Source organism: Exiguobacterium sp. s57 (assembly GCF_018617685.1).
Classification (GTDB): Bacteria; Bacillota; Bacilli; order Exiguobacteriales; family Exiguobacteriaceae; genus Exiguobacterium; species Exiguobacterium marinum.
On sequence record NZ_JACSKR010000004.1, the window covers coordinates 116,663 to 133,289 of the forward strand.

At 47.2% G+C, this 16,627-nt stretch carries 18 protein-coding genes; 11 read left to right on the forward strand and 7 right to left on the reverse strand.

Annotation, left to right across the window (positions count from 1 at the left end; translation table 11 throughout):
• Positions 1-164 precede the first annotated feature (164 nt).
• The gene (locus KNO98_RS10755) at positions 165-866 is read left to right on the forward strand and encodes a CBS domain-containing protein (RefSeq protein ID WP_214700853.1); all 702 of its coding nucleotides are present in this window, start codon (positions 165-167) and stop codon (positions 864-866) included.
• On the opposite strand, the gene KNO98_RS10760 is transcribed toward KNO98_RS10755, so the two are convergent.
• Entirely contained in the window at positions 846-1,184 is a 339-nt protein-coding gene (locus KNO98_RS10760) for an antibiotic biosynthesis monooxygenase (protein ID WP_214700854.1), read from the reverse strand. The genes KNO98_RS10755 and KNO98_RS10760 overlap by 21 nt on opposite strands.
• Before the next feature lie 76 nt (positions 1,185-1,260).
• A complete protein-coding gene (locus KNO98_RS10765; RefSeq protein ID WP_214700855.1) occupies positions 1,261-2,100 on the reverse strand; it encodes a M15 family metallopeptidase in 840 nt (279 codons plus the stop codon).
• 174 nt (positions 2,101-2,274) lie between these two features.
• Here KNO98_RS10765 and KNO98_RS10770 point away from each other — a divergent pair, with 174 nt between their 5' ends.
• Positions 2,275-2,493, forward strand: a complete 219-nt coding sequence (locus KNO98_RS10770) for a hypothetical protein (protein ID WP_026824640.1) — start codon at positions 2,275-2,277, stop codon at positions 2,491-2,493.
• Between the two features lie 55 nt (positions 2,494-2,548).
• A complete protein-coding gene (locus KNO98_RS10775) occupies positions 2,549-3,016 on the forward strand; it encodes a hypothetical protein (protein WP_026824639.1) in 468 nt (155 codons plus the stop codon).
• 17 nt (positions 3,017-3,033) lie between these two features.
• On the opposite strand, the gene KNO98_RS10780 is transcribed toward KNO98_RS10775, so the two are convergent.
• Positions 3,034-4,137: a glycerol dehydrogenase gene (locus tag KNO98_RS10780; RefSeq protein WP_026824638.1), complete on the reverse strand. Its 1,104-nt coding sequence runs from the start codon at positions 4,135-4,137 to the stop codon at positions 3,034-3,036.
• Between the two features lie 375 nt (positions 4,138-4,512).
• On the opposite strand from KNO98_RS10780, the gene KNO98_RS10785 reads away from it, so the two are divergent.
• The 5 genes from KNO98_RS10785 (at position 4,513) to KNO98_RS10805 (ending at position 8,302) form a co-directional block, all read left to right on the forward strand.
• On the forward strand, positions 4,513-5,172 hold the full coding sequence (locus KNO98_RS10785; protein WP_214700856.1) for a type 1 glutamine amidotransferase domain-containing protein: 660 nt from the start codon (positions 4,513-4,515) through the stop codon (positions 5,170-5,172).
• A 110-nt stretch (positions 5,173-5,282) separates the two neighbouring features.
• Entirely contained in the window at positions 5,283-5,708 is a 426-nt protein-coding gene (locus KNO98_RS10790) for a DMT family transporter (RefSeq protein ID WP_214700857.1), read from the forward strand.
• 14 nt (positions 5,709-5,722) lie between these two features.
• Positions 5,723-6,397, forward strand: a complete 675-nt coding sequence (locus KNO98_RS10795) for a Crp/Fnr family transcriptional regulator (protein WP_214700858.1) — start codon at positions 5,723-5,725, stop codon at positions 6,395-6,397.
• An 11-nt stretch (positions 6,398-6,408) separates the two neighbouring features.
• Positions 6,409-6,882 carry a DMT family transporter gene (locus KNO98_RS10800; protein ID WP_026824634.1) on the forward strand — a complete coding sequence of 158 codons (474 nt, stop codon included), beginning with the start codon at positions 6,409-6,411 and terminating at the stop codon, positions 6,880-6,882.
• A 91-nt stretch (positions 6,883-6,973) separates the two neighbouring features.
• Positions 6,974-8,302, forward strand: a complete 1,329-nt coding sequence (locus tag KNO98_RS10805) for a hemolysin family protein (RefSeq protein ID WP_034770728.1) — start codon at positions 6,974-6,976, stop codon at positions 8,300-8,302.
• A 10-nt stretch (positions 8,303-8,312) separates the two neighbouring features.
• Here the strand turns inward: KNO98_RS10805 and KNO98_RS10810 are convergent, their stop codons facing one another.
• Positions 8,313-9,497 (reverse strand): amidohydrolase, encoded by a 1,185-nt coding sequence (locus KNO98_RS10810; protein WP_051545925.1) that lies wholly within the window; start codon positions 9,495-9,497, stop codon positions 8,313-8,315.
• Positions 9,498-9,625: 128 nt separating this feature from the next.
• Between KNO98_RS10810 and KNO98_RS10815 the strand changes: the two genes are divergently transcribed.
• Complete coding sequence (locus KNO98_RS10815; RefSeq protein WP_015880351.1) at positions 9,626-10,174, forward strand: LemA family protein; 549 nt, start codon at positions 9,626-9,628, stop codon at positions 10,172-10,174.
• A gap of 18 nt (positions 10,175-10,192) precedes the next feature.
• On the forward strand, positions 10,193-11,080 hold the full coding sequence (htpX, locus tag KNO98_RS10820) for a zinc metalloprotease HtpX (RefSeq protein ID WP_214700860.1): 888 nt from the start codon (positions 10,193-10,195) through the stop codon (positions 11,078-11,080).
• A 285-nt stretch (positions 11,081-11,365) separates the two neighbouring features.
• Here the strand turns inward: htpX and nagE are convergent, their stop codons facing one another.
• From nagE to KNO98_RS10835, 3 genes are read right to left on the reverse strand one after another with little or no spacing between them, the layout of a single operon-like run.
• Complete coding sequence (gene nagE, locus KNO98_RS10825; protein WP_214700861.1) at positions 11,366-12,856, reverse strand: N-acetylglucosamine-specific PTS transporter subunit IIBC; 1,491 nt, start codon at positions 12,854-12,856, stop codon at positions 11,366-11,368.
• Positions 12,857-12,858: 2 nt separating this feature from the next.
• Positions 12,859-13,701: a PRD domain-containing protein gene (locus KNO98_RS10830; RefSeq protein ID WP_251129486.1), complete on the reverse strand. Its 843-nt coding sequence runs from the start codon at positions 13,699-13,701 to the stop codon at positions 12,859-12,861.
• Positions 13,702-13,721: 20 nt separating this feature from the next.
• A complete protein-coding gene (locus KNO98_RS10835; protein ID WP_051545924.1) occupies positions 13,722-14,210 on the reverse strand; it encodes a PTS sugar transporter subunit IIA in 489 nt (162 codons plus the stop codon).
• A gap of 457 nt (positions 14,211-14,667) precedes the next feature.
• Here KNO98_RS10835 and KNO98_RS10840 point away from each other — a divergent pair, with 457 nt between their 5' ends.
• Positions 14,668-16,584, forward strand: a complete 1,917-nt coding sequence (locus tag KNO98_RS10840) for an endonuclease MutS2 (protein ID WP_214700863.1) — start codon at positions 14,668-14,670, stop codon at positions 16,582-16,584.
• The last annotated feature ends 43 nt before the right edge of the window (positions 16,585-16,627 follow it).

The following is a 16,627-nucleotide window of genomic DNA, read 5'->3' on the forward strand; positions in this document are numbered from 1 at the left end:
AACGTGGGTGGTGGTGAAACTTTAGGTGTTGATGGTACAGAAGTAGCCATGACAGATCACCTCAATAATCAAGATAATCTTAAAGTCATTCGGAGTGAATCGACGGTTTCCTGCTCAAATGATGAAAAAGAGGGTATACATGTATCGTTAAGGAGGTTGATTACATGAGTCGTGCTGAAGACTTTTTAGCGTCTTACCACCGTATTGAAGACTACTTGAGTCGAGAAATGGGAAATGGTAAGCATTTTAGTTTTAGCAATATGGTGAATCGTCTTGCGAAACAAAATCCAATCATCGACCGCTATAAAGAAGATTTACATCAAATGAGTCAACTGCGAAATGCCATCGTCCATGAGCGGCGGGAACCTGATTTTATTATCGCAGAGCCACATGAGTCGCTCGTTGAATTGATTTTAGAAGTGGAGCGGGAGCTGCTTCATCCCCGTCTCGTCATTCCTTTATTTGCGAAATCGGTGGTGACGTTTCAGTCCGAAGATTTTTTGACGGAAGTGCTCCGAGAAATTCGTGATAAGAATTACTCACAGTTCCCTGTATATCACGCCAACGGCTCTTGGCGTGGTTTGTTGACGAAAAAAGGAGTGACCAGTTGGCTAGCCGAAACCATCGACGGAACCAACTTATCACTCAAAGGAGTTCGCGTGAAACATGTGCTTCATCACGACCCGCATATGCATCGGTATCGATTCATTCAAAAAGACACGACGGTCATCGAGGCGCAACACAGCTTCACTCAAATGAAAGAAGGTGCGCGCTACGACGCACTTCTTATTACGAAGACGGGTAGTCCGGATGAACCGCTACTCGGCATCATTCGTCCTCAAGACTTATTGAACGCTCTCCGTTGATGCGAGATGCTCGATGGCGACATCATATTGAGTCACAGTATTGCCGAGGACGATTGGTTTTACTTCCGACGTCCCGTCATCTCGTTTCTTATGGGCGTGCTTGTAGGCATTGCTGTCGCGCCAGTTCTCAAAGCTTGCCGCATCACGCCATGTGGTCATGATGACGACATGATCCATCGCCACATCGGACGTATCCGTCAACACTTGCATCCGGACAAAGCCATCCATCGCTTCGATTCCTTTTGTCGTTTCGAAGCGTGCTTTGACCGCATCGGCTTTTCCTTTTTCAACATCTAGTTTGTTCATCACAATCCACATCACACATTTCCCCCTATACGAATAAGATGACTCCATTATAACTTGAATGGGGAAATGCTTGAAAAAGGATGCTCACTCAACGTTTGTTCCACCATTCTTCAAACGTCCAGTTCTTCTGCTTCATCATCGTCGCTTCATTGACCCCGACATAACGCAAATGCCAAGGCTCGTAATTGTATCCGGTAATTTTTTCTTTTCCTTTCGGATAGCGGACAATGAATCCATATCGATGGGCGTTTTGAATCATCCACTTTCCTTCAGGCGATTGGTCAAAGGAAGCATATAACCCTAGACGCATCCGTTGACTCGTCATATCAACCGCTAGACCGGTTTGATGTTCACTGTGACCGGGACGTGCCACATATTTTGAAGCGTATGCGACTCCGCGGGTATTGATATAATAGGCATAGAGCGATTTTTGGGTCGAGTAAGATCGGTAGGCGCTAAGGGCGTATAACGTATGACCTTGCTTTCGACCTGCGTAATACAGTTTCGCTAGCGCGTAAGCGGCTTCCGCTGTCATCAATGTACGTTCGCTTCCTTTTTGATAAACAGTTGGGACGGTTAAGGTGACAAGTTGTGGGGAACGATAAGTGGACGGGAGACCATATTTTTTGTTGACGAGTCGTAAACGATCGGCAGAAGGCATTTTAGGTATACCGGCTCTTAAGTTGGCAGATGGAGTGAAGTATTTCGTATTTCCGATGTAGACGTTCGACCAGCTTCGGTTATAAGTGGTGTAACGAACAGGGACATTCGTTCGTAACGTCTTTAGTACGGGAGAAGATTGCATCGCCCGACCGTATAAATAGGTTGTTTTGATTGTATAGCCTGGTTGTGGGGACGATGATGCCGCTGTCACCGGCGACGTCTGAAACAGGAGCAGACAAATGATCAAAATACGCAGGGACTTCATGGCGAAACGCCTCCTCATGAGTTAGATGATGTTCCTTTTCCCGTTTTCTTGATGGACTGAGCATCTTTTATCCATCTTTAGGTCGGATAAGGATACAGCTTGGGTCCGATGAAACGAGGTACCAAATCAGATACAATAAACATAACGAATGAAATCGTAGAAAGGAGTGAGCGAATGGAAGTCTTATTTGGATTACCACTGTTATTGCTCGTCCTGTTCTTTGCCTTTTTATACTTTAATATTAAAGGGCTATCGAATATGTGGAAGGACTACAATCGAACGAAATCGATGATTCCGTTAGGTTTTTTCATCATCGGAATTATCGGGATTTTCACAGGAGTTTGGACGTGGCTTGTCATCTTGATTTATTATGCCATCCGACCGAAAGACTAAACACTGTATGCAGACGCATACGGTGTTTTTGCTATACTAAGGACGAGGTGTTGAGATGGAAAAGTTAATAAAGGCATGGTTTATCGTGACGTTGATCACGTTTGGAATCTTTAAGCTCGGCGAAGTGATGACGACCCCTTATTCGGAGACACCGAGTGAAGGGAACCTGTACTGGATTGCTCTCTTGATCGGATGGCCGTTTCTTTTATTGTTCATCTGGGTCACCATCCGTTTGACGCATCGAGTCGTCGCATCCGTCCGACCGATTGGAAAGATTGGGTTAGCAATCGGAAGTTTCATCATGGCCGCCATCGCTTGGATGACGAATCACTCTCAGGCGGTGTCTCTTCGAGAAGGGATTCGTTTGTCAGCCAATGAGTCGTACGCAGAAGGATGGAATCAATTCACAAATATCATTTACATGAACCAGCTGACGTTCTTTTTTCTGACAGTCGGCTGTATGGGAGTCGGAATTCTCTTATCATTCTTCCTAAACAAAAAACAGCGAGAAGAAGCCGTGTGAGCTTCCTCTCGCTGTTTTCATAAACGCTCTTGATAAAGACGGGCGTAGCGATCAGCCGCGATGATCGCGTCTGCAACTTCTTCAGGCGTGACATCGAAACCGCTATGAATCGTTTCGCCTTCTGCCGTGGCGGCCTTCCCGACTTTCAAGATATCTTCTCGAGAGGCATCCTTTAATTTAATATCTTCGAGTGTGACCGGTAAGTCGAGCGCCATATAAAAGGCAACATATTGCTCGAATTCTTCTTGAGGACGCCCTTCGAGTGCGAGTTGTACGAGTGTTCCGAAAGCAACTTTTTCACCGTGCGTCAAATGGTGGATGTCTCCTTCTAACGCGGTGAATCCATTGTGAATAGCGTGGGCCGCAGCCAAGCCACCGCTTTCAAAGCCGAGACCGCTTAATAGTGTATTGGCTTCAACGATGGCTTCGAGCGCAGGCGTCACAACTTTTGCCTTGACGGCCTCATACGCCTGAATGCCGTACGTGAACAGAACTTCTTCACATCGTTCAGCAATCGCTTCCGCTGCAAGCGTCGGGACACCACCGGCCATCGTCTTGCCTCCAAATGTAAGGACGCTTCGCACTTCGACCCACGTAGCCAATGCATCGGCAATACCTGACGCTAAGAAGCGAGGCGGCGCCTGTGCGATCAATTCGGTATCCACTAAAACGAGATCTGGATTCTTTTTATAAAAACGATAGCTTTCGAAATTACCTTCATCTGTATAAATGACCGACAATGCGCTTGTCGGCGCATCTGTAGAGGCGATGGTCGGTACAATGACGATGCGGGCATCCAATTCATCTGCGACCGCTTTTGCCGTATCGAGCGTCTTGCCGCCACCAAGGCCGATAACGAACGCTGTACCGTTCTCTTTAGCGTCTGTGGCGATGCGAGTAATCTCATGCTTTGATGCTTCTCCGACAAAATCTGCTTTTGTCGCCTTGATATCACTCGACTGCAGAGACTGTGTCACGCGTTCGCCTACTAAATCCCACACGATATCATCCGCTATGAGTAAAGCGTTTGAACCGAAGTGAGTGACAAACTCTCCGATGCGATCGATCGTTTGTTTCCCTTGCACATACTTAGCCGGACTGATGAAAATACGTTCTGACATAGTGAACTTCATCCTTTCCTATCAGTTTTAGTGTAAGTGCTTACAACGTCATCATACTACAGTTTGTGAAGGAATGTCCGTGAAGATTAGATGAAAATCTGCAACTGACCGAGCACAAGCAACAGGATGATGATGGCGACGACAATGAGAAACCCCCAATCATTTATTCGTTTCGTCATAGCGGATGTCTCCTTCATAGGGCGAAATAGCAACTCACCTTCAGTATAGAAGATTAAAGGAAAAAGGCAGGATGAATAAATCACCAGGTTAAAAAAAGAACTACCTTATGACATCGAAGCAGCTCACCGGGTTTAACAGATGATGAATCGGGAACATTAGAGTCGTATGTTGATTTTTTTGAAGGAGGAATTGAGTATGTCGAAACATGTACTGATTGTCACAACGTCAGCGAATCAATTATCAAATGGTCATGCAACGGGACTTTGGCTTGAAGAGTTTGCCGTTCCTTACTTATTGTTTGAAAAAGAAGGATATAAAGTGACGGTCGCAAGTATCGAAGGTGGAGACGTGCCAATCGATGCGAATAGTTTAGAGGATGGCTTGTCAGAAGATATATTAAATACGCGTGAATTGCTCAAAGATACGGCTCCCCTCGATCAAGTGGCAGACGAACCATACGATGCCGTTTATTTACCAGGAGGTCACGGGACGGTCGTTGATTTCCCAGGAAATGAAATGTTACAACGCGTTGTCCGCAACGTATACGAAAATGGCAATATTGTCGGGGCGGTTTGCCACGGACCCATTGGATTGGTCAATGTGAAGCTCAGCAACGATGAGCCGCTCGTTAAAGACAAACAAGTGACAGGATTCACTGACGCTGAAGAAAAAGAAATGCAACTTGATTCTGCTGTTCCGTTCTTACTCGAGACGGGATTACGTAATGAAGGTGGACAGTTCAAGGGAGCTGACAATTGGGCGGTGAACGTGGTTGTTGACGATCGACTCGTTACTGGTCAAAACCCTCAATCTTCTGAAGCGGTCGGGAAAGAGCTTGTCAAATTACTCGGATAATATATCAAGCAACTTCGATGATTCGAAGTTGCTTTTTTTAATATTGGACATATGTCCTATTCAAGTCATCTTTCTTTTCGTAAAGTCATACGGAGAGAAAGGGGGATGACATGGGAATTCTATTCGCTATATTATCTGGGACATTTATCGCCCTACAAGGAATCTTCAACGCGAAATTGGGAGATGCGGTAGGGGCGTGGATGTCTGTCACGATCGTCCACTTTGTCGGACTTCTGTTAGCGCTCGCCATCTATTTTTTTAATCGAGACGCAGATTTAACTGCCTTTAAACGCGTACCTTGGTATTATAGTTTGGGTGGACTATTCGGTGTATTCGTTGTATTCGGCGAATTGACGGCGATTCAACAGTTAGGTGTGACGTGGGCAATATGTGTATTGCTTGTGGCACAATTAGTAGGAGCCTTTATCATCGATTTGAACGGTTGGTTTGGTGTCAAACGGAAGCCGGTCAACACGGGACAGGTCATGGGACTCGTCTTGATGATCGTTGGCATCGGGATTTATACATTTGCGTAAGGAGTTCAATTTTAATGATGAATATTATGGATGCACTGACACGATTGCAGTGGAATCATCTTTTTTCGACCGAAACGCTCGAGGCATCGTCGGTGGTCACGTATGCATCCGGAACGATGCTCTGTTCAAACGATCAACAGATTGAATCCTTGTTCGTCGTACTCGAAGGACGCGTCAAAATTTATACGCTCAGTGAAGAAGGGAAGTTGCGTCTGCTACGTTTGAAGGCTGCCCCGACGCTCATTGGAGATATCGAGTATGCGAGTGGACGTAACGTCTTGCATACGGTTGAAGCGGTCGGTCCGGTGACGTGTTTGCGAATCCCGTTTGAGACACTTCGACGTCATAACCGAACGGTCGAATTCACGGAACATCTGTTACAAGGTGTGTCGGAAAAGCTATTCATCGAGGCGAACGCCTCATCCAACCACCTCATGTCGACACTAGAAGAACGATTGGCCGGTTATTTGATTTCTCTTAGTGAATCCGAGAACGAACTGTTTCAAGCCGAGATGAGTCAATTGAAGCGCAAAGAAGTTGCGGAATGGCTTGGGACGAGCTATCGTCACTTGAACCGGACGCTACAAGCATTTGTCGATGAGGGATTAGTGAAACGAACGAGAAAAGAAGTCATCATTTTAAATAGTAAGCGATTGAAAGAACGTGCGAACGGCATGTTTTATGAGTGAGGAGAGGTCATATGCTATTTGGTATTATCTGTTCGGCTGTAGCTGGGGCATTTATTAGTGTACAGGCGGCGGTCAACGCGAAAATGAATACAAATTTAGGGGCGTGGGCCACCACGGTATTAGTCTTTATCGTCGGTCTGGTCGGATCCATCATCCCATTGTTATTATTTGGAGGAAATCTTGCCGGATTACGTGAGCTATCTCCAATCTATTGGCTCGGTGGATTGCTTGGGGTCGGTGTCGTTTATTGTGTCATGCGAAGTATCCAGTTACTTGGACCAACGTTGTCGGTGTCGCTCATTCTCGTGTCACAACTCATTTGGGCGTTACTCGTCGATTTGTATGGAGCCTTCGGGATGCCTCAAATCACGTTATCGGCTGGACAAATTGTAGGTCTCACCATCCTTCTTGTCGGGGTCATTCTCTTTAAACAGTCTCAGACAGCGGCCATCGCCAAACAAGCGGTCAACGAAGCTACTTCATGAGGAGTGGCTATTTTTTTGAGTAAAACGGGTACAGTTTGGTAACGATTTTTTGATAAAATGAAGCGGTATGGTTTAAAAATTAACTGAGGTGATGAAAAAAGTGGATTCTTCCATAGTGATTGATTTGTTGATTGTTTTGTTTTTGATTGTGTTGAACGGGATTTTTGCGATGACAGAAATTGCGCTCATCTCATCGAAACCTGCAAAACTTGAGGTTGAAGCAAATCGAGGGAAACGAAGTGCAAAGATTGCACTCCATTATTCGAAAGACCCGACAGATTTGTTGTCGACCGTTCAAGTCGGAATCACATTAATTGGGATTATTAACGGGGCCTACGGGGGTGCGCGCTTCTCGGCACCACTCGCCTCTGCGTTTGAACAAGCCGGAATGAGTGCACAGTATGCCGGAACGATTGCTTATGTGGTCGTTGTAACGATTATTACGTATCTGTCCTTAATCATCGGTGAATTGGTGCCAAAGCGAATTGCGCTTGTGTCTCCTGAAAAAGTCACGATGGCAATCATCCCTTCACTTGATTTATTCAGTAAAGTGATGAAGCCATTCATTTGGATTTTATCGAAATCGACACTCTTTTTGTTCAAGCTGCTTGGCTTGAAAGCAGAACAAACGAGCGGTGAGACAGAGCTTGAGATTAAACAGCTTCTCTTTGAGGGGGCACAGCAAGGCCAGTTCGCCCATGAAGAAGTTCAGCAAGTCGAACGCGTCTTTGCGTTTCACGATCAATTGATTTATGAACTCATGCAACCTCGGACGACGCTTGAGTGGGTCGATTTAGAAGATGATATGGATGATATCAAGAAGTCGATCTATGAAAGTAAACATAACAAGTTACCGGTCGGTCGCGACTCGCTCGACGATTTTGTCGGATATATCGATGTCCGTGACATTTTGACGTTACCGACATTACGTGAGCCATCACAGATTTTGAAGCGCATCAAACAACCGCTCATCGTTCCGAAACAACGAGAGGCGAGCCAAGTACTTCAGATGATGCAGAAAAATGGTGTCGAGATTGCCTTCGTCTTAGATGAATACGGTGGATTCCTTGGCATGGTCACCTTGTTCGATATTTTGGAAGAAATCGTCGGAGAAGTCATGATTGAAGAGGATACACCGGAAGTGGTACGTCGCGAAGATGGGTCATATTTAGCGGACGGTTTGCTTGGAATCGAAGATTTGAAACGAACGTTTGAGATTCGGGATAACCGATTCGACGAAGGGCGCAACTCGTATCACACACTTGCCGGACTCGTCATTTATGCACTCGGCGATTTCCCGAAACGGGGCGATGTGGTCGAAGCGTATGGACTTCGCTTTGAAGTCGTAGATATGGACGGAAAGCGTGTCGACCAAGTGCTTGTCTCAGAACTACAAGAACCAATCACAGAAGAGGACTGATGCGGTCGCATCAGTCCTCTTTTTCATGTGTCATCCATGTGCGTTGTAAAGCGCCTAACAAGACGTGAGCCGTGTGCAACATCGCCCGTTCATCCACATCGAAGCGAGGATGATGATGAGGGAAGATTGCTGAGAGCCCGGGATTCCCTGCCCCTGTGAAGAAAAAGCTACCGGGGACATGCTCGACATAGTAAGCGAAGTCTTCCCCGACCATGAGCGGGGACATTTCGATGACACCGTCTGCCCCGACGACATCCATCGCGCTCAAGCGGACGAGTTCTGTTTCGGTCACATGATTCACGACAGCAGGATACCCTTTTATATACTCCAATTCGTAATCGGCATCACTCGCCTCACAGACAGAACGGATGATTCGTTCCATATCGGAGATGATTTTTTCTTGCGTCTCCCGAGTGAATGTCCGCACGGTACCAGATAACTTCGCTTCTTCGGCAATGACGTTGAACGCTTGCCCGGAGTGGAGCGTCCCGATAGTCAACACGGCAGGTTCGAGTGGGTCGATACGTCGACTGACAACTTGTTGGAGATGATTTGCTACGTTCACGGAGACCATGAGGGCATCGACCGTATGTTGTGGAATTGCACCGTGCCCACCTGTTCCTTTAATCGTCAATTCAAATCGATCGGCAGCGGCCATGACAGGACCTGTTTTGACACCAACTGTTCCAAAAGGGAGCGGTGTCCAAATGTGCGCACCATAAATATAGTCCACATTGTTGAGGCATCCGTCTTCAATCATCGGTTTGGCACCACCTGGAGATAATTCTTCGGCAAATTGGTGAATCAATACGACGTCTCCAGGAAGTGACACCTCGGTTAATACTTTCGCGAGGACGAGAAGTGTCGCTGTATGGGCATCGTGTCCACAAGCATGCATGACGCCATTTACTTTTGAACGATATGGAACGTCTTTCACATCTTGAATGGGAAGAGCATCAAAGTCAGCGCGTAACGCGATGGTCGGACCGTCACCGCCTTTGATTCGACCGACGACACCGTTTCCGCCAACATGTTCACGTACTTCGATCCCAAGTTCACGGAGATACGAGGCGATCTTTTTTGGTGTTTCGACTTCTTGAAAAGACAGTTCCGGATATTGATGAAAATGACGTCGCAGGGACACCATTTCTTCAAATAACTCCGTCAAGCGTATTTCAGCATTCGTGACAGTCATTGCGTACACTCCTTTGTGATCAACGCATCAAGAATTGCAACCATTTGCAGATTTTTTTGAAAGTTAAGCTTATCTTATATGAGTAAAGGGAATTAATACAGGAGAAACTGAAGAAATGAGGTGCCAACATGGGGTGGATTATTGCGATTGTAGCAGTTGTCGTGCTCGTACTCATCTATTTTTCGATGTACAACGGGCTCGTCAAATATCGAAATTGGGTCGACGAGGCGTGGGCTCAAATCGATGTGCAATTAAAACGGCGTTATGACTTGATTCCAAATTTGGTCGAAACGGTGAAGGGCTATGCAAAACACGAGCAAGAAACGCTTGCGAAGGTCGTTGAGCTGAGAAACCAGCTCGGAGAAAAGTCGAATCGCCAAGACCAGATGGCGGTGAACGATCAGCTGAGCGGGGCGCTGAAAAACTTGTTTGCGCTTCGTGAGGCGTACCCGGACTTGAAAGCGAATGAGAACTTCAAGATGTTGCAGGAAGAATTGACACAGACGGAAAACAAGGTCGCATACTCCCGTCAACTTTATAACAATACGGTCATGAAATATAACACAAAAATCGAATCGGTACCGACGAATATCATCGCGTCCGTCCATCATTTTGAAAAGCGCGATATGCTCGAGGCACGTGCTGAAGAGCGCGAAAACGTTCGCGTCTCATTTTAATGAATCGAGGTGGCACGTATGCTCCTCTATGAACAAATTCGAAAAAATAAAGTGAAGACGGTGTTCATCGTGACAGGGTTCGTTTTATTCGTCCTTCTCGTCGGAGCAGCCATCTCCTACGTCAATTATGGGGATGCGATTCCAGGGTTGATCTTCACACCCGTCTTTTCCTTGTTTTATGTCGGTATCGTCATCATGTCGAGCACGAACATCGTCATGAGAATGAACCGGGCGCAAGAAGTGACTTCGGTAGAAGAGCATCGCTTTTTATGGCATACGGTCGAAAACATGGCGATGGTCGCGCGAGTACCGATGCCTCGCATCTTTATCATCAACGATTCGTCACCGAACGCATTTGCGACCGGACTGAAACCAGAAAAGGCGGCCGTCGCCGTCACGACCGGGCTGTTGGATCAACTGTCGCGTGAAGAAGTGGAAGGTGTGATTGCGCATGAGGTCGCACACATTAAAAATTATGACGTGCGACTCTCGACGGTCACGCTCGCACTCGTGTCAGTGATCGCCATCATGAGTGATATCGGGTCACGCATGTTATTTTTCCGGAGTATCAGTGGAGGACGACGTGACCAAAATCAAAACCCGATTTTCCTCATCATCGGACTCGTTTTGTTGGTGTTGGCTCCGCTTATTGCGATGCTCATCAATATGGCGATTTCACGTAATCGTGAATTCCTGGCAGATGCGAGTGGTGCGGAACTGACCCGTAACCCGGATGCGCTCGCCTCGGCACTTGAGAAAATTGCCAATGTGGACACACCGGTCGAACAAGCGTCGAGTGCCTCGGCACCGCTTTACTTCTCCGATCCACTTAAGAAAAAAGTGAGCGGTTTGTTTTCGACGCACCCCGACCCGGTCGAGCGCATTTCTCGACTTCGTCAAATGTGATGAGAGCCTGTCCGATTGCGGCAGGCTCTTTGTGTTACACTGAACTGGGAAAATAAGGGGGTGGATGAGTTGAGTAAAAAGATATACATAGGTTTAGGAGTTGCTTTACTAGTCGTATTGTTTTTATTAGGACTGGGACCATATGTTGTGCATACAGTACTTAAGGTTTTCACATGGCTTACACAATACATCTTGCCATGGATTTTCCTCTACTATTTCATTCAATTCTATAAACAATATGCACTAAAACAAGAAAAGCCACCTGAATGAGGTGGCTTTCGACGTTTATCCGGCGCGGTGGCTACGAATTTTTTCAATCTCATCGAGGACGAACTGGACGTTTGTACCGACGATGACTTGAATATGGTTTGGACTGACGACTTTAATTCCCGGGATACCGGCTTTTTTGATTTGATCTTGGTTGACCGTATCCATGTCTTTGACATCGACGCGTAGGCGAGTGATGCAAGACTCGATGCCCGTGACGTTGCGGTCACCGCCAAGACCGTCGTAAATCATATTTGCCATCGCGGAGTATTCGCTACCTGAAGCTGATGCAACCGGCGCGACTTTCGTTTCGCCGTCTGCTGTCTCACTTGCAACCGCGTCAACGACTTCATCTGACTCGCGACCTGGTGTTGCCAAGTTGAGCTTCACAATCATGAAGCGGAAGATTGCGTAGTAGATGACTGCAAACACGAGACCTTGAACGAGTAACATGTACGGTTGGTTCGCGAGCGGTAGGCGTGAACTCAACACGAAGTCAACCAATCCTGCGCTGAATCCGAACCCGGCTGTCCATTGGAACGTTGCCGCGATGAAAAGCGAGATTCCTGTAAGGACTGCGTGTACAAGGTAAAGAACAGGTGCGAGGAACATGAATGAGAACTCGAGTGGTTCAGTCACACCAGTAAAGAATGAAGCGAATGCGGCTGCGAGAAGAAGCGAGGCCGCTTGTTTCTTACGCTTTGTCTTCGCTGTGTGGTACATCGCAAGTGCTGCGGCCGGAAGACCGAACATCATGATTGGGAAGTAACCCGCTTGATACATCCCCGTCACACCTTTTTCACCTTCACCTGACCAGAACTTTCCGATGTCGTTAATGTCGGCAACATCGAACCAGAAGACCGAGTTGAGGGCGTGGTGGAGACCCGTTGGAATTAAGAGACGGTTAAAGAAGCCGTAGAGTCCGGCACCGAATGCACCAAGTTTTGAAATCGATTCCCCGAATCCGACGAGACCTGTATAGACGAACGGCCAGATGAAGTAAAGCGCGACCGAGACAAGAATCATCGAGAAGGCTGTCATGATTGGAACGAGACGCTTTCCACTAAAGAAGGCGAGAGCATCAGGTAGTTTGACTTGACTGAAGCGGTTATACATGGAAGCGGCGACGAGACCGGATAGAATCCCGACGAAAGCATTCCCGATTTTACCGAATGCCGGGTTGACGGCTTCTACGTCAATTCCTTGGAACAACGCAACCGTTCCCGCAGAGAGAAGCGTGGTGACAGTCAAGAAGGCAACGAGTCCGCTAAGTGCTGCTGAACCGTCACGGTTTTTGGCCATCCCGAGGGCGACCCCGACTGCGAAAAGAATTGGAATGTTATCGATAATGGCGGCACCCGCTTTAATTAAAAATGCAGCGGCAATGTTTTCAGATCCCCAGCCGACTGGGTCAATCCAATAACCAATCCCCATGAGAATGGCGGCAGCCGGAAGTACGGCGACCGGTAACATGAGAGAACGTCCGAGACGTTGGAAAAAGTTCATCATTGTTAATGTCCTCCTTTTTGATGGTGTTGATCTTGTAGACGTTGGATGTGAAGCGTAATATAACCAAGTTCTGACTCGGGCAAGACGACGCCATATGTCTCTTCCATTTTTTTCGCGACATCAGATGCACACGCATAAGCAGACGTAAATTTCGTCTGAATCATGCGGAGCATGTCTTCATCAATCGTGTGATGATCGTAATGGTTGACCCGATCCATGACGAACCGTAAATGGGTTAATAATCGTTGGTAGGATAAGTCATCTTCTTCAATGGATACATCGAGTCGTCTTGAAATCGATTGAATCATGTCGCGGACAATCGTTGTCTGTTTGACCGTCTTGCGTAAATCACCTCCTTTCACTTTCATCGTATGGATATGAAGCGCGATGAACGCGGCTTCGTCTTTCGGCATTTTCACGTTGAGCTTTTCAGCGATATGTTCAATCGCCCACAGTCCAATCTCGTACTCATTCCGATAGAGGATTTTAATCTCATTCAACAGTTTGTTGCGTAATAAGATGCCATCCATCTCCCGTTCGATGGCGAACGAAATGTGGTCGGTCAAGACGATGTGGATATGTTCGTTGAACGATGTCTCGAGACGCTTCTCTGCATAGGAGATAATATCCTCGGAAACGGTGAAGTGCTCAACCGGGATCCGGCTCAATAACTGTTGGAACTTGTCATTCTCTGGCATGATGAACAACTTTTCGATTTTATGTGGATTGACGATGTCGTTCTTCGTTTTTTTAAACGCGACGCCTGGACCAATCGCAATCTTTTCTTCACCTTCGTCCGAGACGATGACCGCATTGTTGTTTAGAATCTTTTTGATTTTAATCATGTGTCCTCCTTGTTCCGGAGTCACGCTTCCACTCGGGCGACAACCGTCTTGCCTGGGACGGCTTCCTTCGTGAATGTGAAGGCGTAATGATGAGCAAGCGCGCCCCCATTCGTCACGACCATTGGCGTGACCGTGTCCTTACCGGCTTGATGGATTTGTGCTAAGTCCGCTGTCAGTAACAGCTGTCCCGTCTTAACGTGGTCGCCCACATCTACTTGAAGATCAAACGGTCGACCTTCGAGTTCGACGGTATCGAGACCGACGTGAATCAAAATCTCAGCCCCATCCTCGGTCCGAATGCCGATGGCGTGCTTTGTCGGAGCGATTTGTATGATTTCGCCGTCAGCCGGTGAGACGACGGCGCCATCCGTTGGTGTGATGGCAATACCGTCGCCCATCATTTTTTCGCTGAAGACCGAGTCCGCTACTTGTTCGAGTGGAATGACGTCTCCTTCCATTGGTGAGTGCAGTGTGGGTTTGTGTCGATTCATTAACTTATTCCATAGCATATCTACTACATCCTTTCTGGAAACAAAACGCCGAAAAACAAAACAGGCATGGAGTATAGACGGGTGGCATGCACCGTACGTCTTACCCCATGCCTGATCGAATCAGTCACATGTGATCGCTATTCGTTTCTTCACGTTCAACATAACATGTGTGGATTTAAGACACAAGACTTTTTTGAAAGCGTTCTCTAAAATTTTACAAGGCAGAGAATCTGTTATATAGTAAGAGCGAATCTAAGTGAGAAAGGTGTTGCATGTTGATGAGTGAGGTTGTATCTGCCTAACGAACTGAAAAATGTCGGATGACACGTCTATTTGTCATGCCGTCATGTTCCGTTACAGATACCGCCCATCAAAAACTGCCAGACACCGGTCTGTCTTTTTGCGTTGGTCGTCATCGACCGACGCTTTTTTGTTTGCGTGGTATCTCGATTCTATCATTTGAGGAGAGAGACACATGAACGAACAAACATTTGAAAAATTACAATACAACGAATTGATGACGAGAGTAGAGCGCTTCTGCATCAGCGGATTCGGGAGAAGGTTACTCAGACAACAACGTCCGACGAGCCACATCGCGACGGTGAAGAAACGTCTGCAGGAAACATCCGAAGCCCGAGCGATTTTAGATGCGACGTCACACGTCCCATTTATCGGCGTGTCTGACATGGAGACGATTATGGGGAAACTGCAACGAGGCATCCAACTCGAAGCAACAGAACTTGAAGCGGTCGCCGAGTTTTTACGGGGAGCGCGCAAACTGAAACGATTCATGCTCGAACATGAATTTTTTGCACCGCTTCTTTCGGCTTATGCTGTCGGGATGGGCGAATGGCGGACGCTAGAAGAGGACATCACACAAGCGATTCGAGCTGGTCAGGTCGTCGACGAGGCGTCGAAAGAGTTGAAGCGGATTCGCAAGCAAGTCGACATTTTGGAAGGACGAATCGAGGAACGATTGAACAAATTCTTAAAGAGCGCTGCCAATCGCGAGATGATTCAAGACGGATTTGTCACGAAAAAACAGGACCGCTTCACGATCCCAATCAAAGCTTCATACAAGCACAAAGTAGCGGGTACGATTGTAGACACATCGAATCGCGGGACGACGGTCTTTATCGAACCGGAAGCCATATCAAAATTGAACGCCGAGCTCGTCGTCAAGCGTACGGAAGAAGCGGTGGAAGTGTATCAAGTGTTGGCGACATTGACGGGAGCAGTGACTGAAGTCCTTCCTGAAATTGAATCGACACTCGATGTCATCGCCCAGTACGATATGGTTTTCGCCAAAGGGAAGTATAGTCAATCGATTGATGGCGTGACACCACACGTGAATGCGACTGGTCGAATTCAATTGAAACAAGTACGTCATCCACTCTTAGAAAGTGCCGTTCCACTCGATTTTGCCATCGGTACGGACTATCGCGGCTTAATTATCACCGGACCGAACGCCGGCGGAAAGACGGTCGTATTGAAAACGATTGGACTTCTCAGTCTCATGACCATGACAGGATTGCATATCCCGGCACACACCGACACGGTCATCTCTACATTCGATGAGGTGTTCGTCGATATCGGAGATAATCAAGATTTGGAGTCGGCACTCAGTACGTTCTCGGCGCACATGCACAATGTGGCGAATATTATGCAAACCGCTGGAAAACGGTCACTCTTGTTATTCGACGAAATCGGAAGCGGTACGGAACCGAACGAAGGAGCCGCTCTTGCAATTGCCATCTTAGAAGCGGCATATAAACGAGGGGCGATTGTCGTGGCTTCGACCCATTACGGAGAAATCAAATCGTATTCTGAATCCCACCCAGATTTCATGAACGCTGCGATGCAGTTTGACCCGGAAACGCTCGAACCGAAATATCGATTGCTCATGGGGCAGTCTGGTGACAGCAACGCCCTCTTTATCGCCCGCAAGATGAAGTTGCCGGAAGCGATTTTGAAACAGGCATCTCGTTACATGAACGAGAAAACGTATGACACTACGAAAGTTGATGATGCTAAAATCACACGCGAAACCGAAGCGGCACCGCTTGAAGAGGCGGAACGCTTTGAAAAAGGTGACCGTGTCCGGTTGTTAGAGACGAATCAAGTCGGGCTTGTCCACGCGTTCGATGCATCTCGTCGGCATGTCCGGGTGTTCGTGAATGACGATTACGTAGAGTTACCGAGTCGTCGTGTCCGGTTAGAAGCACGAGCAACGGAACTTTATCCGGCTGACTATGATTTGGAAACACTATTCACGACGTATCAGGAACGAAAGGAAGCGCACGACTTCGAACGAGGATCGAAAAAAGCGCTACGGCGAGTGGAGAAAGAGATTCGGGAAAGAAAGAAACAAGAGCGATCTAACCGAAAATGAATGTGACATACAGCGAAAGGGTAAAAGCACATAGGGAGAAGTC